The organism is Heyndrickxia sp. FSL W8-0496 (assembly GCF_038007825.1).
Taxonomy (GTDB): Bacteria; Bacillota; Bacilli; order Bacillales; family Bacillaceae_C; genus Heyndrickxia; species Heyndrickxia oleronia.
In genome coordinates, this window is the sequence record NZ_JBBOXX010000001.1 from 98806 (window position 1) to 120026 (window position 21221).

The 21221-nt window shown below is 36.0% G+C and carries 24 protein-coding genes, 1 rRNA gene and 2 other annotated features; all 25 genes read left to right on the forward strand.

The genetic code is table 11. The features are described from left to right. Positions 1-12: 12 nt before the first annotated feature. The 25 genes from rrf (at position 13) to NST63_RS00630 (ending at position 21177) form a co-directional block, all read left to right on the forward strand. Positions 13-129: ribosomal RNA gene (gene rrf, locus NST63_RS00510) — 5S ribosomal RNA — on the forward strand. Between the two features lie 338 nt (positions 130-467). Next, a complete protein-coding gene (locus tag NST63_RS00515; RefSeq protein ID WP_373312707.1) occupies positions 468-932 on the forward strand; it encodes a CtsR family transcriptional regulator in 465 nt (154 codons plus the stop codon). A 16-nt stretch (positions 933-948) separates the two neighbouring features. Then, positions 949-1497: a UvrB/UvrC motif-containing protein gene (locus NST63_RS00520; RefSeq protein ID WP_058005936.1), complete on the forward strand. Its 549-nt coding sequence runs from the start codon at positions 949-951 to the stop codon at positions 1495-1497. Then, positions 1494-2570 carry a protein arginine kinase gene (locus NST63_RS00525; protein WP_212946435.1) on the forward strand — a complete coding sequence of 359 codons (1077 nt, stop codon included), beginning with the start codon at positions 1494-1496 and terminating at the stop codon, positions 2568-2570. Before NST63_RS00520 ends, NST63_RS00525 begins: the two co-directional genes overlap by 4 nt. Positions 2571-2582: 12 nt before the next feature. Continuing rightward, positions 2583-5024, forward strand: coding sequence for an ATP-dependent protease ATP-binding subunit ClpC (gene clpC / locus NST63_RS00530; protein ID WP_341040997.1), 2442 nt, complete (start codon positions 2583-2585; stop codon positions 5022-5024). 320 nt (positions 5025-5344) lie between these two features. Continuing rightward, positions 5345-6721, forward strand: a complete 1377-nt coding sequence (gene radA / locus NST63_RS00535; RefSeq protein ID WP_341040999.1) for a DNA repair protein RadA — start codon at positions 5345-5347, stop codon at positions 6719-6721. A 4-nt stretch (positions 6722-6725) separates the two neighbouring features. Beyond that, on the forward strand, positions 6726-7799 hold the full coding sequence (gene disA, locus NST63_RS00540) for a DNA integrity scanning diadenylate cyclase DisA (protein ID WP_212946434.1): 1074 nt from the start codon (positions 6726-6728) through the stop codon (positions 7797-7799). A gap of 146 nt (positions 7800-7945) precedes the next feature. Next, positions 7946-9040 carry a PIN/TRAM domain-containing protein gene (locus NST63_RS00545; RefSeq protein WP_058005941.1) on the forward strand — a complete coding sequence of 365 codons (1095 nt, stop codon included), beginning with the start codon at positions 7946-7948 and terminating at the stop codon, positions 9038-9040. Positions 9041-9074: 34 nt separating this feature from the next. Beyond that, the gene (ispD, locus tag NST63_RS00550) at positions 9075-9764 is read left to right on the forward strand and encodes a 2-C-methyl-D-erythritol 4-phosphate cytidylyltransferase (protein ID WP_341041000.1); all 690 of its coding nucleotides are present in this window, start codon (positions 9075-9077) and stop codon (positions 9762-9764) included. A 24-nt stretch (positions 9765-9788) separates the two neighbouring features. After that, complete coding sequence (ispF, locus tag NST63_RS00555) at positions 9789-10274, forward strand: 2-C-methyl-D-erythritol 2,4-cyclodiphosphate synthase (RefSeq protein ID WP_212946432.1); 486 nt, start codon at positions 9789-9791, stop codon at positions 10272-10274. Positions 10275-10346: 72 nt separating this feature from the next. Then, positions 10347-11804 carry a glutamate--tRNA ligase gene (gene gltX / locus NST63_RS00560; RefSeq protein ID WP_341041001.1) on the forward strand — a complete coding sequence of 486 codons (1458 nt, stop codon included), beginning with the start codon at positions 10347-10349 and terminating at the stop codon, positions 11802-11804. Positions 11805-11874: 70 nt separating this feature from the next. Beyond that, positions 11875-12114, forward strand: a binding site (T-box leader). 58 nt (positions 12115-12172) lie between these two features. Beyond that, positions 12173-12844: a serine O-acetyltransferase gene (gene cysE, locus NST63_RS00565; protein WP_341041003.1), complete on the forward strand. Its 672-nt coding sequence runs from the start codon at positions 12173-12175 to the stop codon at positions 12842-12844. Beyond that, entirely contained in the window at positions 12825-14222 is a 1398-nt protein-coding gene (cysS, locus tag NST63_RS00570; protein WP_341041004.1) for a cysteine--tRNA ligase, read from the forward strand. Before cysE ends, cysS begins: the two co-directional genes overlap by 20 nt. 11 nt (positions 14223-14233) lie before the next feature. Beyond that, a complete protein-coding gene (locus NST63_RS00575; protein WP_212946437.1) occupies positions 14234-14635 on the forward strand; it encodes a Mini-ribonuclease 3 in 402 nt (133 codons plus the stop codon). Between the two features lie 14 nt (positions 14636-14649). Beyond that, positions 14650-15393, forward strand: coding sequence for a 23S rRNA (guanosine(2251)-2'-O)-methyltransferase RlmB (gene rlmB, locus NST63_RS00580; RefSeq protein ID WP_212946429.1), 744 nt, complete (start codon positions 14650-14652; stop codon positions 15391-15393). 2 nt (positions 15394-15395) lie between these two features. Continuing rightward, entirely contained in the window at positions 15396-15905 is a 510-nt protein-coding gene (locus NST63_RS00585) for an NYN domain-containing protein (protein ID WP_058005949.1), read from the forward strand. A gap of 3 nt (positions 15906-15908) precedes the next feature. Continuing rightward, positions 15909-16628: an RNA polymerase sporulation sigma factor SigH gene (gene sigH, locus NST63_RS00590; RefSeq protein ID WP_235813404.1), complete on the forward strand. Its 720-nt coding sequence runs from the start codon at positions 15909-15911 to the stop codon at positions 16626-16628. A 122-nt stretch (positions 16629-16750) separates the two neighbouring features. Next, positions 16751-16900: a 50S ribosomal protein L33 gene (rpmG, locus tag NST63_RS00595; protein WP_071976252.1), complete on the forward strand. Its 150-nt coding sequence runs from the start codon at positions 16751-16753 to the stop codon at positions 16898-16900. A 79-nt stretch (positions 16901-16979) separates the two neighbouring features. Continuing rightward, positions 16980-17159 (forward strand): preprotein translocase subunit SecE, encoded by a 180-nt coding sequence (secE, locus tag NST63_RS00600; RefSeq protein ID WP_058005950.1) that lies wholly within the window; start codon positions 16980-16982, stop codon positions 17157-17159. Positions 17160-17322: 163 nt separating this feature from the next. After that, entirely contained in the window at positions 17323-17856 is a 534-nt protein-coding gene (nusG, locus tag NST63_RS00605; protein ID WP_212946428.1) for a transcription termination/antitermination protein NusG, read from the forward strand. Between the two features lie 180 nt (positions 17857-18036). Then, positions 18037-18462 carry a 50S ribosomal protein L11 gene (rplK, locus tag NST63_RS00610; protein ID WP_058005952.1) on the forward strand — a complete coding sequence of 142 codons (426 nt, stop codon included), beginning with the start codon at positions 18037-18039 and terminating at the stop codon, positions 18460-18462. A gap of 118 nt (positions 18463-18580) precedes the next feature. Next, positions 18581-19282, forward strand: a complete 702-nt coding sequence (gene rplA / locus NST63_RS00615; RefSeq protein ID WP_058005953.1) for a 50S ribosomal protein L1 — start codon at positions 18581-18583, stop codon at positions 19280-19282. Positions 19283-19325: 43 nt separating this feature from the next. After that, positions 19326-19473, forward strand: a sequence feature (ribosomal protein L10 leader region). 36 nt (positions 19474-19509) lie between these two features. Continuing rightward, positions 19510-20010 carry a 50S ribosomal protein L10 gene (rplJ, locus tag NST63_RS00620; protein WP_212946427.1) on the forward strand — a complete coding sequence of 167 codons (501 nt, stop codon included), beginning with the start codon at positions 19510-19512 and terminating at the stop codon, positions 20008-20010. Positions 20011-20093: 83 nt separating this feature from the next. Next, positions 20094-20462: a 50S ribosomal protein L7/L12 gene (gene rplL, locus NST63_RS00625; RefSeq protein ID WP_213083995.1), complete on the forward strand. Its 369-nt coding sequence runs from the start codon at positions 20094-20096 to the stop codon at positions 20460-20462. A 112-nt stretch (positions 20463-20574) separates the two neighbouring features. Next, positions 20575-21177 (forward strand): class I SAM-dependent methyltransferase, encoded by a 603-nt coding sequence (locus NST63_RS00630; protein ID WP_212946426.1) that lies wholly within the window; start codon positions 20575-20577, stop codon positions 21175-21177. Positions 21178-21221 lie beyond the last annotated feature (44 nt).

Consider the following 21221-nt stretch of genomic DNA (forward strand, 5'->3'; position numbering starts at 1 on the left):
AACAAAATATAGTCTGGTAATTATGGCAAGAAGGTCACACCCGTTCCCATCCCGAACACGGAAGTTAAGCTTCTTAGCGCCGATGGTAGTTGGGGGCTCTCCCCCTGCAAGAGTAGGACGTTGCCAGGCGATTTGAAACCGCAGAATGATTTATTCTGTGGTTTTTTTATGTCATTTTTTAATAATGCGAGTTAAAAAAATGGTTTTATTTTCTGCACATGTGGTAAAACTAATGAATATAATCATGTTGCGAAATATATAAAAAGATAAGATAAAAAATTGACTAGTATTTTTGGTAAACCTAGTTAAAATGATACATTGACTGGTGCACAACCTGTTTCTTTTCTGTTAGGCAGAGTGGAAATTTCACTTATTCACCACTGACTAAGTTGCTTGCGCTTTTCTGATATCATCATGTATAATTAAAGTCAAATATAGTCAAAGTCAAGTCGTAGAAGGAGGTGGACTTGATGAAAAATATATCGGATATTATTGAAAGCTATCTTAAACAGGTTTTGGAAATGAATGGTAGTGAAATTGTAGAAATAAAAAGAAGTGAAATTGCCGATAAATTTCAATGTGTACCTTCCCAGATTAACTACGTAATCAATACCAGATTCACTATAGAAAGAGGATATGTAGTTGAAAGTAAAAGAGGTGGTGGAGGATATATTCGTATTATTAAGGTTAAACCTCACGATCAGGCACAATTAATTGATCATTTATTACTATTAGTAAAGTCCAGAATATCACAATCAAATGCTGAGGATGTGATTATTCGTTTAGTTGAAGAAGAAGTTATTTCAAAAAGAGAAGCGAAAATTATGTTAAGCGTAATGGACCGTTCAGTTCTTTATTTGGACCTTCCAGAAAGGGACCAATTAAGAGCTAGAATGTTAACGGCCATGCTAATGACTTTAAAATATAAATAATATAGAGGTGAGTAAAATGATTTGTCAGGAGTGTAATGAAAGACCGGCAACTCTTCATTTTACCAAAATTATTAATGGAGAAAAAACCGAATTCCATTACTGTGAGAAATGTGCACAGGAAAAAGGTGAGATGTTTATGTTTGAGGGGGAACCTGGATTCTCTATTAACAATATAATTGCAGGATTGTTAAATTTTGATCCAGTTTTTCAACAAGCAAAACAAGGCACAATTCAAAAAAATGAAATTTTGCAATGTCCGAATTGCAAAATGACATTTAAACAATTTGTTAATATTGGACGCTTTGGTTGTTCCACTTGTTATGAAACCTTTAATGAACGATTACATCCGATTATAAAAAGACTCCATAGTGGAAATATCGAACATCATGGTAAAGTACCGAAAAGAATTGGAGGCGCTGTTCATATAAAGAGGCAAATCCAACAGTTAAAATTAGATTTACAGCAAGCAATAAATCATGAAGAATTTGAAAAGGCTGCTGATATTCGAGATCAAGTTCGAGCCTTAGAGAGTTCACTTCTGAATGATGGGAGGGAAACCTCATGAGTTTAGAAAAATTCATTAGTCAAGCAGTAAGTTCATGGATGAGTAAAGAGGGACCAGATTCTGATATTGTGTTAAGTTCAAGAATTCGATTAGCTCGAAACTTTAAGGACTATAAATTCCCGACATTGTTTAGCAATGAGGAAGCAAGGGAAATTATATCTAAAGTAGAATCAGTTTTACATACTGATTTCCATCTCGAAGGCAATCAAGTAGAATTACTTAAAATGGATCAGCTACAAGCTCTACAGAAGAAGGTGTTAGTCGAAAAACATCTTATTAGCCCGAATTTAGCAGATGATTCTTCACATGGTGCAGTGATTTTATCAGGTGAAGAGGATGTTAGTATTATGATTAATGAGGAAGACCATATACGGATACAATGCTTATTTCCTGGTTTACAACTAAAAGAAGCTTTAGATAAGGCAAATAAAATTGATGATTTAATGGAAGAACATATTGATTATGCATATAGTGAAAAGCTGGGATATTTGACAAGCTGTCCAACTAATGTCGGCACAGGATTAAGAGCATCAGTTATGGTTCACTTGCCTGGACTTATCCTTACTCAACAAATGAATCGTATTATTCCTGCTATTAATCAATTAGGATTAGTGGTTCGTGGAATTTATGGAGAAGGCAGCGAGGCATTGGGTAATATTTTTCAAATTTCTAATCAAATTACATTAGGTAAATCTGAAACAGATATTGTCGATGATTTAATTAGTGTTGTTCAACAGATCATTGCACAAGAAAGGTCAGCAAGAGAAGCATTGATTAAAACCTCTAACATACAATTAGAAGATAGAGTTTTCAGGTCTTATGGTGTATTGACCAATAGTAGAATAATTGAATCGAAGGAAGCGTCACAATGCTTGTCCGATGTTCGTTTAGGGATTGATACAGGCTATATCAAAAATGTATCTAAAAATATCTTAAATGAATTAATGATCTTTACACAACCAGGGTTTTTACAACAATATGCTGGTGGTCCATTACGTCCCTATGAAAGAGATATTCGCAGAGCAACACTTATAAGAGAACGTTTAAAACTTGAAGAGAAGAATAACGGCTAGGAGGAGATCAATATGATGTTTGGACGATTTACTGAAAGAGCACAAAAAGTATTAGCTTTATCTCAAGAAGAAGCCATTCGATTAAAGCATAATAATATCGGTACTGAACATATTCTTCTTGGATTAGTTCAAGAGGGTGAAGGAATTGCTGCAAAAGCATTATATGGACTTGGACTTAGTCCCGAAAAAATCCAAGTAGAGGTGGAAAACTTAATAGGAAAGGGCCAGGATTCTGGGCAAAATATTCATTATACACCACGTGCAAAAAAGGTCATTGAATTATCCATGGATGAAGCTCGAAAACTAGGTCATTCCTATGTTGGTACAGAGCACATTTTATTAGGTCTTATACGTGAGGGAGAAGGAGTCGCGGCTAGAGTACTGAATAATTTAGGTGTGAGCTTGAACAAAGCTAGACAACAGGTTCTTCAATTACTTGGAAGTAATGAAGCGGGAACCCATCAAGGAGGAAACACATCAAGTGCTAACACTCCTACTCTTGATAGCCTAGCACGCGACTTAACTGCTATTGCAAGAGAAGAAACATTAGATCCCGTTATCGGAAGAAGCAAAGAAATTCAACGTGTAATAGAAGTATTAAGCAGACGAACAAAGAACAATCCAGTCCTTATTGGAGAACCTGGAGTTGGGAAAACAGCTATAGCAGAAGGGTTGGCACAGCAAATTGTTAATAATGAGGTGCCGGAGACGCTTCGCGATAAACGCGTAATGACTTTGGATATGGGAACAGTTGTTGCTGGGACAAAGTACCGTGGAGAGTTTGAGGATCGCTTGAAAAAGGTAATGGACGAAATCCGACAAGCTGGAAATATTATTTTATTTATCGATGAGCTTCATACTTTGATTGGTGCAGGTGGAGCAGAGGGAGCCATCGATGCTTCAAATATATTAAAGCCATCATTGGCACGTGGTGAGCTTCAATGCATTGGTGCAACAACATTGGATGAATATCGTAAATATATCGAAAAGGATGCAGCATTAGAACGAAGATTTCAACCAATTCAAGTAGATGAGCCTTCATCTGACGAGTCTATTCAAATATTAAAAGGATTAAGGGATCGATATGAAGCACATCACCGTGTATCTATTACAGATGATGCAATTGAGGCAGCTGTAAAACTATCTGATCGTTATATTTCTGATCGATTTCTTCCAGATAAAGCTATTGATTTAATTGATGAAGCTGGCTCCAAAGTCCGTTTACGATCATTTACAACACCACCAAATTTAAAAGAGCTTGAACTCAAATTGGAGGAAATCAGGAAGGAAAAAGACGCAGCAGTTCAAAGTCAAGAGTTCGAAAAAGCCGCATCTTTAAGGGATTCTGAACAACGTTTACGTGAAAAATTGGAAGAAACGAAAAAGACTTGGAAGGAAAAACAAGGCCAAGAAAATAGTGAAGTAACCGTTGAGGATATCGCAACAGTTGTTGCAAGTTGGACTGGAATTCCTGTTTCAAAGCTGGCGCAAACAGAAACGGAAAAGCTATTGAGATTAGAGGAAATTTTACATTCTCGCGTTATTGGACAGGAAGAGGCTGTTAAAGCTGTTTCAAAAGCTGTTCGTCGTGCAAGAGCGGGATTAAAAGATCCTAAACGCCCGATAGGATCGTTTATATTTTTAGGACCAACTGGCGTGGGTAAAACTGAGCTTGCAAGAGCATTAGCTGAATCAATGTTTGGTGATGAAGATGCAATGATCCGAATTGATATGTCGGAATACATGGAGAAGCATTCTACATCAAGACTTGTCGGATCACCTCCAGGTTATGTAGGATTTGAAGAAGGCGGACAATTAACAGAGAAGGTTCGTCGCAAGCCATATTCAGTCATTTTACTAGATGAGATTGAAAAGGCACATCCTGATGTATTTAACATCCTATTACAAGTTTTAGAGGATGGGCGACTAACTGATTCGAAGGGTCGTACCGTTGATTTCAGAAATACAGTACTAATCATGACTTCGAATGTAGGTGCAGAATCATTAAAAAGAAATAAATATGTCGGATTTAATATTCAAGATGGAAATCAAGACTATAAAGACATGAAGAGTAAAGTAATGGATGAATTAAAACGCGCGTTTCGTCCTGAGTTTTTAAACCGTATTGATGAAATTATTGTTTTCCATGCGTTAGAAAAGGAACACTTAAAGCATATCGTTTCACTATTATCAGAACAATTAGTGAAGCGATTGAAAGAAAAACATATTGAACTTGAGCTAACAGAAGCGGCTAAAAATAAAATAGCAGAAGAGGGCTATGATCCTGAATACGGGGCACGCCCATTAAAGAGAGCAATTCAAAAAAATGTAGAAGACCGTTTATCAGAGGAATTGTTAAAAGGCGTTATTTTAGAAGGTCAAAAAGTGGTAATTGATGTAGTAGATGGCGAATTTAGTGTGAAGCCATCAGAAGTAACAGAATCAATTTTATAGCAATAAAAAAGGTACATGAAGATAGTCAGTAGCGAGTTCCAGTATGAATAATGGAACTCGCTAAAAAGTGAAACTAAATCCAACATTGAAACGTCTATATATAGTAAATATTTTTATGGTATAGAAATTGACGTTGATGTTAATAGAATGTTTCATCTTTGACATGTCTAACATGTGCTTTTTTTAAAATCTATTTATTAAAAACGTTGTTGCTTCTTGGAGGATTCCCATATGAGGTTTCTTTTGATCAATACAAAAACAGCTTTTTAAATGTAATGACTATTTCAGAAAAGCATAGATATATAGAGAGGAAGTAAAAAATGGCAAAAAAGACGACGAAATTTATTTGTCAGTCTTGTGGATATGAATCTGCTAAGTGGATGGGAAGATGTCCAGGCTGTAATGAGTGGAATAAAATGGTGGAAGAAGTTGAAATAACTGGGAAGCCTAGAAAAGGTGCATTCATTCATTCTCCTGTTGATGAAGTTACAAAAGCTACCCCTATTACCACAATAGTTTCTGAGCAAGAAGAAAGGGTATTAACAGACTTAAAGGAATTAAATCGAGTGTTGGGTGGTGGAGTTGTTCCGGGTTCCCTTGTATTAATCGGTGGTGATCCAGGAATCGGTAAATCCACATTACTACTTCAAGTTTCCTCCCAACTGTCTAAGGATGAACATCGAGTTTTATATATATCAGGAGAAGAATCAGTTAAACAAACGAAGCTACGCGCAGACCGTCTCCAAATATCGTCAGATCAATTGTTTGTGTTTTCGGAAACGAATTTAGAAGCAATTCATCATACTATCCAAGAGATTTCTCCACAATTTGTTGTGATCGATTCGATACAAACGATTTATCACCCCGAGGTTACCTCTGCCCCAGGTAGTGTATCACAAGTAAGAGAATGTACAGCGGAATTAATGAGGATTGCTAAAACAAAAGGAATTGCTATTTTTATTGTTGGGCATGTTACGAAAGAGGGCTCGATTGCGGGACCAAGATTATTAGAACATATGGTAGATTCGGTTCTTTACTTTGAAGGAGAACGCCATCATTCTTATCGGATATTGAGGGCTGTGAAAAACCGTTTCGGTTCTACTAATGAAATGGCAATATTTGAAATGAAGGATTATGGCTTATCTGAGGTTGAGAATCCATCAGAAATCTTTTTAGAAGAACGTTCAAAAGGGGCATCGGGTTCAACCGTCGTCGCTTCCATGGAAGGGACACGTCCGGTCTTAGTAGAAATCCAAGCTCTAATATCCCCTTCAATGTTCGGAATGCCAAGAAGAACAGGTACGGGGATTGATCATAATCGGGTGACATTGTTGATGGCTGTACTAGAAAAAAGAGTCGGATTATTATTGCAAAATCATGATGCCTATTTAAAGGTAGCAGGCGGAATTAAAATAGATGAACCTGCTATTGATCTAGCAGTTATGATCAGCATTGCTTCTAGTTTTAAGGATCAACCGACAAAAGCTGATGATTGTATTATTGGTGAGGTTGGCCTGACAGGAGAAGTAAGGCGAGTATCTCGCATCGAGCAAAGGGTTCAGGAAGCGGCAAAATTAGGTTTTCGAAGAGCTATCATTCCAAGCAATAATATTGGTGGTTGGAATTTCCCTAAGGATATTCAAGTTATTGGAGTTTCCACTGTTCAAGAAGCTTTACAGCAAGCTTTAGGAGGATGAGTCAATGGAAGATAAGAGGCCTCAACAAAAATCCATGTCAGAAATTTTACAGTTAATTGCACCTGGCACACCTATAAGAGAAGGAATTGATAATGTTTTACGTGCCAATACAGGTGGGTTGATTGTTCTTGGATTCAATGATCGGATTCAATCATTAGTAGACGGAGGATTTTCAATTAATTGTGTATTTAGTCCAAGCTATTTATATGAATTAGCAAAAATGGATGGGGCCATTATATTAAATGAAACAGGAAATAAAATACTGATTGCAAATGCTCAATTAGCCCCAGATCCATCCATTTCCTCGTCAGAGACAGGAATGCGGCATAGAACAGCTGAAAGGGTAGCAAAACAAACAAAATCATTAGTGATAGCCATATCACAAAGGAGAAATGTAATTACCCTCTATCAAGGAAATTTTCGGTATGCTTTAAAGGATATTGCGGTTATTTTAACAAAGGCTAATCAAGCTATTCAAACATTAGAAAAATATAAAGTTGTTTTAGACCAAAGTATTTCTAATTTATCTGTACTTGAATTTGAGGAGCTAGTAACGTTTAGCGACTTATTACAAGTCCTGCATCGAGTGGAGATGGTCATTAGAATTAAGAAGGAACTAATCACTTATTTAAATGAGCTCGGAACTGAGGGAAGACTTGTTCGCTTACAAATGAAAGAGCTATTAGCTGATATTGAAGAAGAAGCTCTATTAATTATTCAAGATTATGCATCTGATGTTCAGTCTAAACCATTAGAAATGCTTTCACGATTTCAAGATATCGTTAGTTCCGATGTATTAGATGACAATGTAATCATGAAATTACTAGGTTATAACAACTATATTCCTCCAGAGGAGCATGTATGTCCAAGAGGTTATCGAGTGTTAAATAAAATTCCGAGATTACCAATAACAATATTAGAAAATCTAGTGGCTCAATTTAAAATTTTGCCCAACATATTAAAGGCAACAGTGGATGAACTGGATGATGTGGAAGGTATTGGTGAGATTAGAGCGAGGAAAATAAGAGAGGGACTAAAATTAATTAAAGAACAAACATTTGCTGACCGCCAACTGTAAATTTCATAGGAAGGGACATCGAAAATGTGTAAAAAAAGTGAGCAATATATCAAAAGTGTTTCTAAAATATTACAATCAAAAAATATTCATGAATTGGACGTTTTAAACTTTGGAATTTGTTTATAATGAATAAAGGAGGTGAAGATATGTTAAAGCGAATTGTTCAAGCATGCTTTATAATTATCGGTGGGACACTCGGTATTTTTCTCTTGCCTGAGTTATTAAAACTAGTTGGTCTTTCCCACTATGTTCTTATTAATAATCCATATGCTACTGCCATTTTCGGTGCTATTATTTTTTATTTTATTTCTTTTTGGGCTGTAGAGTATGTTGTTGGGTTTGTAAAATGGTTTGAGGATTCTATTGTTAAAGCCCCGATTACGGAAATATTATCAGGAAGTCTTGGGTTGATTTTTGGTTTATTTGTTGCATATTTGGCAGGAATCCCATTTAATAAAATGGAAATTCCAATTCTCAATACGGTGATTCCTATTCTTCTTACATTATTACTTGGTTATGTAGGTTTTCAGGTTGGATTTAAGAAAAGGGAAGAGCTAATGAGTCTATTCACAATGTCAGCACGCCAAAAGAAAAAGAATGTAGTAGAATCAGAAGAAGAAATAAAGCCTTCAAATTCATTGAAGCTATTGGATACAAGCGTTATTATTGATGGAAGAATAGCGGATATATGTCAAACGGGATTTTTAGATGGTATTATTGTTATTCCGCAATTCGTATTAGAGGAATTACAGCATATTGCTGATTCATCTGATGCATTAAAACGAAACAGAGGCCGTAGAGGATTGGATATCCTCAAACGAATCCAAAAGGAACTTCCAATCGAGGTTCAAATTTATGAAGGTGACTTTGAAGATATTCAAGAAGTAGATAGTAAGCTTATAAAACTGGCGAAGCTAACGAATGGAATCGTTGTTACAAATGATTTTAATCTGAATAAGGTTTGTGAACTTCAAAGTGTACAAGTTTTGAATATTAATGATCTGGCAAATGCAGTGAAGCCGGTAGTTCTTCCTGGAGAAGAGTTAAATGTCCAATTAATAAAGGATGGGAAAGAATATCACCAAGGAATCGCTTATTTGGATGATGGTACAATGATTGTTGTTGAAGAAGGAAGAAACTATATAGGTAAACGGATTGATGTATTAGTGACAAGCGTCTTACAAACATCTGCAGGGCGTATGATATTTGCAAAGCCTAAACTATTAGAAAGAGCTTTGTAAACGATAGTTAAATAAGAATTTAGGAGTATCGAACATGGATTATCAGGTGATTATTCCTGCAGCAGGACAGGGGAAGAGAATGGGTGCTGGGAAAAATAAATTATTTCTTCAATTACAAAACCAGCCAATTATCTTGCATACAATAAATGTATTCCTACATGATAAGGACTGCAAAGGAATTATATTAGTCGTTCAACCTGATGATGAAGCTGAATTTGAAGGAATGCTTGATACTTTACCTTTGAAGGAAAAGATAACAATCGTGTATGGCGGATCGGAGAGACAATATAGTGTATATAATGGCCTTTTAGCAGCTCAAAATGCGGAGATTGTCCTAGTGCATGATGGGGCTAGGCCATTTATCCAATTAGAAATGGTGCATCAATTAGTTGCTTCAGCATATGAAGCAGGTGCTGCAATTGCGGCAGTTCCGGTAAAAGACACGATTAAAAAGGTAAACAATAATCAAGTAACGGAGACAATAGAGCGTAAAAGCTTGTGGCAGGTTCAGACTCCACAGGCTTTTCGCTTTGATCTTCTTTTTCAGGCACATCAACAGGCTAAACAGGATCATTATCTTGGAACAGATGAGTCTTCTTTAGTGGAGAGGATTAATTATCCTGTTCATATCGTTACAGGAAGTTATGATAATATTAAGCTAACGACTCCGGAAGATCTTTATTTTGCCGAAGCCATATTAAAAAAACAATCAGTAATGAAATAACAGGTGAAAAAGGAGACTATTAATATGTTTCGTATTGGTCAAGGGTATGATGTACATCAGCTTGTAGAAGGAAGACCACTTATTATTGGTGGAGTTCAAATTCCATATGAAAAAGGATTATTAGGACACTCAGATGCGGATGTTTTATTACATACAATAGCAGATGCTAGTTTAGGAGCAATTGGTGAGGGGGATATTGGCAGACATTTTCCTGACACAGATCCAAAATTCAAAGATGCCGATTCTGCAGTTCTTCTTCAACATGTTTGGGAATTAGTGAAGAAAAAGGGTTATTGTTTGGGAAATATTGATTGTACGATTATTGCTCAAAAGCCTAAAATGGCCCCATATATAGGTGAAATTCGCCAGAGAATTGCACAACTTCTAGAAGGAGAAATTGATCGGGTTAATGTTAAAGCGACAACGACTGAGAAATTAGGTTTTACTGGAAGAGGAGAAGGGATTGCAGCTTTGGCTGTTATTCTTTTAGAAAGAGACGTAAGAAATTAAATTATATGGTAAAATAAAGCGGTAATTAGTTAAGATATAAAGTATAGTTATTTATTTTAGGAGGAAAATTTCATGTCAACCGATATTCGCGTTCGATATGCACCAAGTCCTACTGGTCACTTGCACATAGGTAATGCTAGGACTGCCCTTTTTAATTATTTATTTGCCCGTAGTCAAGGAGGCAAATTTATCATTCGTATTGAAGATACTGATCTCAAGCGGAATATAGCTGGAGGCGAAGAAAGCCAGTTGAAATACTTAAAATGGTTAGGTATGGACTGGGATGAGAGTATCGATAAAGAAGGTGAATATGCACCTTATCGTCAATCAGAGCGTGGAGAAATCTATCAAAAATATTATACCGATCTCTTAGAAAGAGATTTAGCATATAAATGTTATTGTACAGAGGAAGAGTTAGAAGCAGAACGTGAAGAGCAAATGGCACGGGGAGAAACACCACAATATTCTGGGAAGTGCCGCCATTTAACGAAAGAGGATCAAGAACGTCTTGAAAAAGAAGGACGTAAGCCTAGTATTCGTTTTGCCATACCAAAGGGCCGTGTTTACTCTTTTAAAGATATGGTCAAAGACAATGTAAGCTTTGAATCTGATGGAATTGGCGACTTTGTTATTATTAAAAAGGATGGCATTCCGACATATAACTTTGCTGTAGCAGTTGATGATCATTTAATGAAAATTTCTCACGTTCTACGTGGAGATGACCATATTACGAATACACCGAAGCAATTAATGATTTATGAAGCATTTGGCTGGGAGCCGCCAATATTCGGACATATGACATTAATTGTTAATGAAAGTCGTAAGAAGCTTAGCAAGCGTGATGAAAGTATTATCCAATTTATTGAACAGTATGAGGAATTAGGTTATCTGCCTGAAGCGCTATTTAACTTTATCGCGTTACTAGGATGGTCTCCTCAAGGTGAAGAAGAGCTATTTACGAAAGAAGAATTTATTAAGATTTTTGATGCTGAACGATTGTCTAAATCTCCTGCATTGTTCGACAAGCAAAAATTAACATGGATGAATAACCAATATGTGAAACAGCTTGATGTAAATCGTGCGGTTGAAATTGCGTTGCCACATCTTATCAAGGCTAATTTGGTAAGTGAGAATTTATCTGAGCAAGAACAAACATGGGTACAACATTTAGTTGCATTATATCAAGATCAAATGAGTTATGGTGCTGAAATTGTTGAATTGTCTAAGCTATTTTTCACTGATTCCATTTCCTATGATGAAGAAGCGAAGCAAATTTTAAGTGAGGAACAAGTTCCTGAAGTTCTAAAAGCCTTTTTGCAAGAACTTAATGGCTTAGAGGAGTTTAAAGCAGAAGAAATTCAAAAAGCCATTAAAGCAGTGCAAAAGTCAACAGGGCATAAAGGTAAAAAATTATTCATGCCAATCCGTGTAGCGGTAACTGGTCAAGCACATGGTCCTGATTTACCAAAAACGATTGAGCTTTTAGGCAAAGAAAAAATAAATAGCAGATTGGAAGCTCTTATTGGTTAACTTTTTATAAAAAATGTAATATAGTATGTATAAATAAATGACTACCTAAAATTTTGTTTTAAATATATAAGAAAAAGTGTTGATGAGGAGAAGTAAAGAAACGAAGTTTGAAAGAGAGAACCATCACCGGCTGAAAGTGGTTTAGGCCTCTCGTTTCTTGAAATGCACCTCTGAATCTTATTCCGAACGATGTATTTTAGTAGGAATAAGCGGTTTTCCTATCGTTAAAAGGACGAAGTTGGGATGCAAGAAGTAGTCATACTTATATTGCATTCAAACAGAGTGGAACCGCGTAGAAAGCGTCTCTGTCTATTCAGAGGCGTTTTTTTTGTTGCTTTCTAACGAATACTAAAGAAAGGAGTGGTATCGTGTTTAAACGCATGAAGGAAGATATAGAAGTGGTATTTGAGCAAGACCCTGCAGCTAGAAGTTCGTTTGAAGTCATTTTAACTTATTCCGGTTTACATGCCATATGGGCCCATAGAGTTGCCCATGGATTTTATAAAAGAAGGCTGTTTTTTATTGCCCGAGTCATTTCACAAATCAGTCGCTTTTTTACAGGAATAGAGATTCATCCAGGAGCCAAAATCGGACGCCGCTTTTTTATTGATCATGGAATGGGTATCGTTATTGGTGAAACATGTGAAATAGGTGATAATGTAACAGTGTTTCAAGGTGTGACATTAGGCGGAACAGGGAAGGAAAAAGGAAAACGGCACCCCACAATTAAAGATAATGCCTTAATTGCAACAGGAGCAAAAGTGTTAGGTTCCATAACAGTTGGGGAAAACTCTAAGATTGGTGCCGGTTCAGTCGTTTTGAAAAATGTACCTCCCAATTCTACCGTTGTTGGAATCCCAGGTCGTGTAGTCATTCAAGATGGGGTCAAAATTAAGAAGGACTTAAATCATAGTGATCTTCCGGATCCTGTAGCTGACGTATGTTCTGCTATGGAGGAAAGAATAAAACATTTAGAAGCTGAATTAGCTCGTATACAAGAGGAAGGAGTCGAAGAAGTACATGTCCATTCAAATTTATAATACGTTAACTAGAAAAAAGGAGCCATTTATCCCGTTAGAAGAGGGAAAAGTAAAAATGTATGTGTGCGGTCCAACCGTATATAATTATATTCACATTGGAAATGCAAGACCGGCTATTGTTTTTGATACGGTCCGTAAGTATTTAGAGTATCGTGGATTTGATGTTGATTTTGTTTCAAATTTTACAGATGTTGACGATAAGTTAATTAAGGCAGCTAAAGAGTTGGGGGAAGATGTACCAACAATCGCTGATCGTTTTATCGATGCTTATTTTGAGGATGTTTCTGAATTAGGTTGCAATAGAGCAAGTGTGCATCCACGTGTTACAGAAAATATGGATATTATTATAGAATTTATCGAAACATTGATAAATAAAGGATATGCTTATGAATCAGAAGGGGATGTATATTATCGAACAAGAAAGTTTAACGGGTACGGGAAACTTTCTCATCAATCAGTCGATGATTTAAAATCTGGTGCTCGTATTGAAGTTGGAGAAAAGAAAGAAGATGCATTAGATTTTGCCCTTTGGAAGGCGGCTAAAGAGGGAGAGATCCATTGGGAAAGTCCGTGGGGAAAAGGAAGACCAGGGTGGCATATTGAGTGCTCCGCGATGGCTCGTAAATATTTAGGAGACACCATTGATATTCATGCGGGTGGTCAGGATCTAACCTTCCCTCACCATGAAAATGAAATCGCTCAATCAGAAGCGTTAACTGGAAAAACTTTTGCCCGCTATTGGATGCACAATGGTTATATCAATATTAACAATGAAAAAATGTCTAAGTCACTTGGGAACTTTGTGCTAGTTCACGATATTATTAAACATTTTGATCCTCAGGTTTTACGATTTTTTATGCTTTCTGTACATTATCGTAATCCTATTAATTATAGTGAAGAACTATTGGAGAATGCAGGTAGTGGTTTAGAACGTATTAAAACATCGTATCAGAATTTAAAACATCGTTTACAAAGCAGTACTAATTTAACCGAAAATGATCAAGAATGGCTAACAAAAATTGAGGAATCACATCAAGAATTTGTTAAAGAAATGGATGATGATTTTAATACTGCGAATGGAATCTCTGTATTATTTGAATTATCCAAGCAAGCAAATTATTATTTGCGTGAAAAGAATACATCAGAAAAAGTGTTATATGCTTTTATGGATGAATTTAAAGGTTTATTCAATGTGCTAGGATTAAAACTTGAATCGGAAGAATTAGTGGATGAAGAAATTGAAGAGCTCATTCAAAAACGAAATCAAGCACGTAAGGATAGAGATTTTCAATTAGCTGATGCAATTCGTGATCAACTGAAAGAAATGAATATTATTTTAGAGGATACACCACAAGGAATTAGATGGAGAAGAGGGTAAACATGAATGATATGCAAAAGCCAGTTGATGTAAAACAACTTAATAGCTTAGCTCTTGCCTACATGGGAGATGCTGTATATGAAGTATATATACGGCATCATCTTCTCCACCTTGGAAAAACTAAACCTCATCACTTGCATAAAGCGGCAACAAAATATGTTTCTGCCAAAGCCCAGGCAAGTATTTTGAAAATGTTTATAGAGCAAGAAGTATTAACAGAAGAGGAAAAGGCGATTGTAAAACGAGGGAGAAATGCAAAATCAGGATCGATTCCCAAAAATACTGATGTTCAAACATATAATCATAGTACAGGGTTTGAAGCGTTAATTGGTCACTTATATTTAATGAAAGATTTCGATCGATTGGAAAATGTTATTTTTAAGGCAATCGAAACAGTTGAAGCAGATAGTTAATAGGAGGAATCAATATGGATAGAGAATTTATTGCTGGAAAAAATCCAGTGATTGAAGCCTTAAAATCCAATCGTGATATCAATAAAATATGGATTTCAGAAGGCTCTAATAAGGGGCAAATGCAACAAATTATCAAACTTGCAAAAGAATCAAAGGTTTTAGTTCAATATGTTCCGAAACAAAAAATTGAGCAAATGGTGAAAGAAAATCATCAAGGTGTAGTTGCTCAAGTAGCTGCTTATCAATATGCAGAATTAGATGATTTATTTAAGTTAGCTGAACAAAAACAAGAGGATCCATTCTTCATCATACTTGATGAATTAGAAGACCCACATAATCTCGGCTCTATTTTGCGAACTGCGGATGCAGCAGGTGTTCATGGTATTATTATTCCTAAGCGTAGAGCGGTGGGGTTAACAGCAGTAGTAGCAAAGGCATCAACAGGCGCAATTGAACATGTACCTGTTGCAAGGGTTACAAATTTATCGAATACAATTAAGGAATTAAAGGAACGTGGGCTGTGGATTTTTGGTACAGACGCTAAAGGAAGTAAAGACTATCGCACAATGGATGGAAAGATGCCGTTGGCTATCGTTATTGGTAGTGAAGGGAAGGGGATTAGTCGTCTAATCAAGGAATCATGTGATTTTCTTGTTCACCTACCAATGGTGGGACATGTTACTTCTCTAAACGCCTCTGTTGCGGCTAGTTTATTAATATACGAGGTTTATCGGAAACGACATCCGCAAGGTGAATAGTGATGGACATTCTGCTCGTAGATGGTTACAACATAATTGGTGCGTGGCCGGAGCTTAGAAGTTTAAAAAAAACAAATCTAAGTCATGCAAGAGATCGTTTAATTGAAAAAATGGCTGAATATCAGGGATACACAGGATACAGAGTAATTGTTGTATTTGATGCCTTATATGTTAAGGGAAAAGAAAAAAAGTATAAACAGCATAAAGTTGAAGTCATATTTACAAAGGAAAATGAATCGGCTGATGAACGTATTGAAAAACTAGCAATCCAATTAAATAATCGGACAACTCAGATTCATGTTGCTACATCTGACTATACAGAGCAATGGGCGATCTTCGGACAAGGTGCACTTCGAATATCGGCACGAGAATTATTAAATGAAATGAATATGATCAATCATAATATTGAAAAGGACGTTCGAGAAACACATGAATATAAGCCGGTTTCAAGGATTCCTTTAAGCAAAGATGTTGCTGAAATTTTCGAAAAGCTAAGGAGAGGTCAGCAATGAGTATTGACGCTTGAAAATTCTGTAATGTATAATATTTCTATCTATTGCTTCCGAGCGGTCAGGGGGATTTATGTGAACCTAAATGTTGAGGTAACACATAATGAAAATTATGTGATGATGGAAGATGAGCAATTGATTGAATTAGTCCATAAAGGTGATAGTGAAGCATTGGATTTTCTTATCCAGAAATACCGTAACTTCGTACGTGCAAAGGCACGATCATATTTTTTGGTCGGAGCTGATAAGGAAGATATTGTTCAAGAAGGTATGATTGGTTTGTATAAGGCCATCCGCGATTACAAGGAGGACAAGCTTACTTCGTTTAAAGCGTTTGCAGAGTTATGTATCATCCGCCAAATTATTACTGCAATTAAAACAGCCACCCGTCAGAAGCATATTCCACTGAACTCGTATGTTTCTCTTGATAAACCTATTTATGATGAGGAATCTGATCGAACATTAATGGATGTCATTTCAGGTGCAAAGATCATGAATCCTGAAGAACTTATTATTAATCGTGAAAAGTATGGAAACATAGAAGGGAAAATTTCAGAATTACTTAGTGACTTGGAGAGAAAAGTATTAGCACTCTATTTAGATGGGCAATCCTACCAGGAAATCTCTGAAGAATTAAATCGCCATGTGAAATCCATAGATAATGCACTTCAAAGGGTTAAACGCAAGCTAGAGCGTTATTTAGAAATACGTGAATTTAGTTCGTAGACAAAACCTTTTATTGACAAATCTAGATTTTGCGTGTTACTTTTTAACAAGTAAGATAGCGATAATGAGGAATTTTTTATATTAACATAAAATTATGTTAACCTATAATAGTAGGTGTAAATATGCAGAAAAAAATAGTGTTAGCCTGTTCAAAATGCGGATCGAGAAATTACTCGACCTTTCATAATAAAGAAACTAATACTGAACGGTTAGAGGTCAAAAAATTTTGTAAATATTGTAATGCCCATACGGAACATCGAGAAACAAAATAGTATTATTTATAAATATAAATAGAACGAATTACTAGATTATTAATTAAAGATTCATCCTATCATGATGGAGGTTTCAAACATGTCTATTGCGAAATTCTTTCGAAATGTAGCATCAGAAATGAGGAAGGTTAGCTGGCCAAAGAAAAAGGAGTTAACGAATTACACAGTAACAGTAGTTACAACAGTTATCTTTCTTGCTGTCTTTTTTATGGTCGTCGATCTAGGTATATCTTCACTCATTAAGTTAATTTTGAAGTAAATATATAGATTTTAAACTTTGTATTGAATAACTTATAACAATGCATGGTATAATGAATTTAAATAAATGTATTTCTTAGCCCGGTTAACGGGTTTTTTCGTTTTGGAAAAAAATACTTATTATATAATTAGTTGGGGAGGGACGGACATTTAAGTCCTTGTGAATGGAAAAGAATTGGTATGTTGTTCATACGTATTCGGGTTATGAAAATAAAGTAAAAGCAAACCTAGAGAAGCGTGTTGAATCGATGGGTATGCAAGATAAAATTTTTAGAGTGGTTGTTCCAGAGGAAGAAGAGACAGAAATAAAAAATGGTAAGAAAAAAGTGCTAAAGCGTAAAGTTTTCCCAGGATATGTTCTTGTTGAGATCATTATGACCGATGATTCATGGTATGTTGTTCGAAATACACCTGGGGTTACAGGCTTTGTAGGATCAGCGGGATCTGGATCTAAACCGACTCCGTTATTACCGGAAGAAGTTAAGGTTATTCTGAAACATATGGGTATGGATGAAAAACGCATAGATGTAGATTTTGAAGTCGGTGAATCAGTCACTGTAAAAGAAGGACCATTTGCTAACTTTACTGGTAAAATTGAGGAAATTGATCGTGATAAAGGTAGAGCGAAAGTTATGGTCAATATGTTTGGTAGAGAGACTCCGGTTGATCTTGTTTTTGCACAAATTGATAAAATATAAATTGAAACAACTTGATATTTGTTTTTAAAAATGGTAACATTCTTTAGGTCAGTATGTTCTCGAAAAAAGAGAAACTGAACAAAATATATCTATCTTTATTATAAATAAAGATTTTTTTAAATGATGAGTGGGAGGGAAATTCCCTATTACCACATCACGGACTTTAAGGAGGTGTGTCTCGTGGCTAAAAAAGTAGTGAAGATTGTAAAATTACAAATTCCTGCTGGTAAAGCAAACCCAGCTCCACCGGTTGGTCCTGCACTTGGTCAAGCTGGTGTTAATATCATGGGATTCTGTAAGGAGTTTAATGCTCGTACTGCAGACCAAGCTGGTTTAATTATCCCTGTTGAAATTACGGTATTTGAAGACCGTTCATTTACATTTATCACAAAAACCCCACCTGCTGCGGTTTTACTTAAAAAAGCAGCTGGAATCGAATCTGGTTCTGGTGAGCCTAACCGCAAAAAGGTAGCGACTGTTAAGCGTGACAAAGTACGTGAAATCGCTGAAACAAAAATGCCTGACCTAAACGCAGCTAGCGTTGAAGCAGCTATGCGCATGGTTGAAGGTACTGCACGCAGCATGGGTATCACAATCGAAGATTAATCCATGCAAACAAATGGTTTTTCGTCCGACGGGGTTGCGATGCTAAAAGATACTTGCTCGCAACCTTTATTCGTGGGAGGTAAATCCGCTAAAACCACATTCGAGGAGGAAAATTAGAATGGCTAAAAAAGGTAAAAAATATGTTGAAGCTTTAAAATTAGTTGATCGCACAAAAGCTTACTCTGTTAATGAAGCGATCGAACTAGTAAAGAAAACTAGTTTTGCAAAGTTTGATGCTACTGTTGAAGTTGCATTTCGTCTTGGAGTAGATCCTAAGAAAGCGGACCAACAAATCCGTGGCGCAGTTGTACTTCCTAACGGAACTGGTAAAACACAACGCGTATTAGTATTTGCTAAAGGTGAAAAAGCGAAAGAAGCAGAAGCAGCTGGCGCAGATTATGTTGGAGATAGCGAATATATCAACAAAATCAACCAAGGTTGGTTTGAGTTTGATGTTATCGTTGCAACTCCTGACATGATGGGTGAAGTTGGTAAATTAGGTCGTGTTCTTGGACCAAAAGGTTTAATGCCAAACCCTAAGACTGGAACAGTTACATTTGATGTAACAAAAGCAATTAATGAAATCAAAGCTGGTAAAGTTGAATACCGTGTTGAAAAAGCTGGTAATATCCATGTTCCAATCGGTAAAGTATCATTTGATACTGATAAATTAGTTGAAAACTTTACAACAATCTTTGATACTCTATTAAAAGTAAAACCAGCAGCTGCAAAAGGTACTTATATGAAAAACATCTCAGTTACTTCAACAATGGGACCTGGTGTAAGAGTTGATGGTTCATCATTTGTTGTAAAAAACTAAGTTGACTTTATAGATTATCCTTGTTATAATAAACGCTGTGTTTAATTAAATAACATTTGTACCGTAGACAGTAGGTGCTTGTGAAAGCTTAATTTCCTACCGAGGTAATGCATTTATAAATTATAGTTTTCGTGACTATTGCATTAAACCTCCATGTCTACTTTGGGATATGGAGGTTTTCATATTTCGGTATAAGTGTTCATCTAGAATTCTTAGGAGGTGTAAAGATGAGCAGTGCAATTGATCAAAAGAAACAAGTCGTAGAAGAAATCGCTGAAAAGTTAAAATCAAGCGTATCTACAGTAATCGTTGACTACCGTGGATTAAATGTTGCAGAAGTAACTGAACTTCGTAAACAACTTCGTGAAGCAGGAATCGAGTTCAAAGTTTACAAAAACACTTTAACTCGCCGTGCTGCAGAAATGGCTGAATTAACTGGTTTAGAGGAGTCATTAACTGGCCCTAACGCAATCGCATTCAGTACAGAAGATGTTGTTGCACCAGCGAAAATCCTAAACGATTTCGCTAAAAAGAATGAGGCTCTAGAAATTAAAGCAGGTGTGATTGAAGGAAATACAGCAACTGTTGAAGAAATCAAAGCTCTTGCTGAACTACCTTCTCGCGAAGGCTTACTTTCTATGTTGCTTAGCGTTCTTCAAGCACCAATCCGCAACTTGGCTCTTGCTACAAAAGCTGTTGCAGATCAAAAAGAAGAACAAGGTGCTTAATAGCTGTTATATAGCTTGAATATAGCAAACTTGATACAAATTACTTTACTATAAAATAATTATTGAAAAATTAGGAGGATATCATAATGACTAAAGAACAAATCATTGAAGCTGTCAAAGAAATGACAGTTCTTGAATTAAATGACCTTGTTAAAGCTATCGAAGAAGAATTTGGTGTAACTGCTGCTGCTCCTGTAGCTGTTGTAGGTGGAGCTGCTGGTGGCGATGCTGCTGCAGAAAAAACTGAATTTGATGTTGTACTTGCTAATGCTGGTGCTCAAAAAATCAAAGTTATTAAAGTTGTTCGCGAAATCACAGGTCTTGGCCTTAAAGAAGCGAAAGAAGTTGTTGACAACGCTCCAAAATCTCTTAAAGAAGGCGTTGCTAAAGAAGAAGCTGAAGAAATCAAAGCTAAACTTGAAGAAGTTGGAGCTAGCGTAGAAGTTAAGTAATCATCACGATTAAAAAAGCTCGCTGTTTAAGGCGGGCTTTTTTTGTCTATTTTAGTAGTAATTGGTTAGAGACGGTAATAATCAGTTAGTTTTTTTAGAAGGATGAGATAGGATGAACAATCATTACTATTCGCGAAATCCAGAAATTGAAAGTAGTCCACTTTATTGGAATTTTACTCTTCGTGGTCACAACTTCGCATTTAAATCTGATCAAGGCGTTTTTTCGAAAAAAGAAGTTGATTACGGTTCTAGATTTTTAATCGATCAATTCGTGCCTCCGGAAATTAGTGGTCCATTTCTTGATGTTGGATGCGGTTATGGTCCTATCGGTCTTGCTTTGGCAAAAATATCGCAGGATCGCATTGTCCACATGATTGATGTTAATCAACGTGCACTTGAACTTGCAGAAGAAAATGCGCTGCATAACCAGATTGCAAATATTAAGGTATATGAAAGTGATCGATTTGAAAATGTTGAAGAGAAAGAATTTGCAGCCATAATTACTAATCCACCAATTCGTGCTGGTAAAAAGATTGTACATGATATTCTGGTAAATAGCTTTTATCATTTAAAACAACAAGGTGAATTATGGGTTGTTATTCAAAAGAAGCAAGGTGCTCCATCTGCGAAGGATAAATTAGAAGAAATGTTCAATGAAGTAGAGATTGTAGGAAAAAATAAAGGATATTATATTTTAAAGGCTAAAAAATCTTGACGTCTATTAAACCATGTGGTAGCATTATAAAATGCCAATATGAT

What these genes read in the sequence shown, in the direction of transcription:
- NST63_RS00520 (WP_058005936.1), top strand. Translation starts at nt 949, where the DNA reads ATGATTTGTCAGGAGTGTAATGAAAGACCGGCAACTCTTCATTTTACC.
- NST63_RS00525 (WP_212946435.1), top strand. Translation starts at nt 1,494, where the DNA reads ATGAGTTTAGAAAAATTCATTAGTCAAGCAGTAAGTTCATGGATGAGT.
- clpC (WP_341040997.1), top strand. Translation starts at nt 2,583, where the DNA reads ATGATGTTTGGACGATTTACTGAAAGAGCACAAAAAGTATTAGCTTTA.
- radA (WP_341040999.1), top strand. Translation starts at nt 5,345, where the DNA reads ATGGCAAAAAAGACGACGAAATTTATTTGTCAGTCTTGTGGATATGAA.
- disA (WP_212946434.1), top strand. Translation starts at nt 6,726, where the DNA reads ATGGAAGATAAGAGGCCTCAACAAAAATCCATGTCAGAAATTTTACAG.
- NST63_RS00545 (WP_058005941.1), top strand. Translation starts at nt 7,946, where the DNA reads ATGTTAAAGCGAATTGTTCAAGCATGCTTTATAATTATCGGTGGGACA.
- ispD (WP_341041000.1), top strand. Translation starts at nt 9,075, where the DNA reads ATGGATTATCAGGTGATTATTCCTGCAGCAGGACAGGGGAAGAGAATG.
- ispF (WP_212946432.1), top strand. Translation starts at nt 9,789, where the DNA reads ATGTTTCGTATTGGTCAAGGGTATGATGTACATCAGCTTGTAGAAGGA.
- gltX (WP_341041001.1), top strand. Translation starts at nt 10,347, where the DNA reads ATGTCAACCGATATTCGCGTTCGATATGCACCAAGTCCTACTGGTCAC.
- cysS (WP_341041004.1), top strand. Translation starts at nt 12,825, where the DNA reads ATGTCCATTCAAATTTATAATACGTTAACTAGAAAAAAGGAGCCATTT.
- NST63_RS00575 (WP_212946437.1), top strand. Translation starts at nt 14,234, where the DNA reads ATGCAAAAGCCAGTTGATGTAAAACAACTTAATAGCTTAGCTCTTGCC.
- rlmB (WP_212946429.1), top strand. Translation starts at nt 14,650, where the DNA reads ATGGATAGAGAATTTATTGCTGGAAAAAATCCAGTGATTGAAGCCTTA.
- NST63_RS00585 (WP_058005949.1), top strand. Translation starts at nt 15,396, where the DNA reads ATGGACATTCTGCTCGTAGATGGTTACAACATAATTGGTGCGTGGCCG.
- rpmG (WP_071976252.1), top strand. Translation starts at nt 16,751, where the DNA reads ATGCAGAAAAAAATAGTGTTAGCCTGTTCAAAATGCGGATCGAGAAAT.
- secE (WP_058005950.1), top strand. Translation starts at nt 16,980, where the DNA reads ATGTCTATTGCGAAATTCTTTCGAAATGTAGCATCAGAAATGAGGAAG.
- nusG (WP_212946428.1), top strand. Translation starts at nt 17,323, where the DNA reads ATGGAAAAGAATTGGTATGTTGTTCATACGTATTCGGGTTATGAAAAT.
- rplA (WP_058005953.1), top strand. Translation starts at nt 18,581, where the DNA reads ATGGCTAAAAAAGGTAAAAAATATGTTGAAGCTTTAAAATTAGTTGAT.
- rplJ (WP_212946427.1), top strand. Translation starts at nt 19,510, where the DNA reads ATGAGCAGTGCAATTGATCAAAAGAAACAAGTCGTAGAAGAAATCGCT.
- NST63_RS00630 (WP_212946426.1), top strand. Translation starts at nt 20,575, where the DNA reads ATGAACAATCATTACTATTCGCGAAATCCAGAAATTGAAAGTAGTCCA.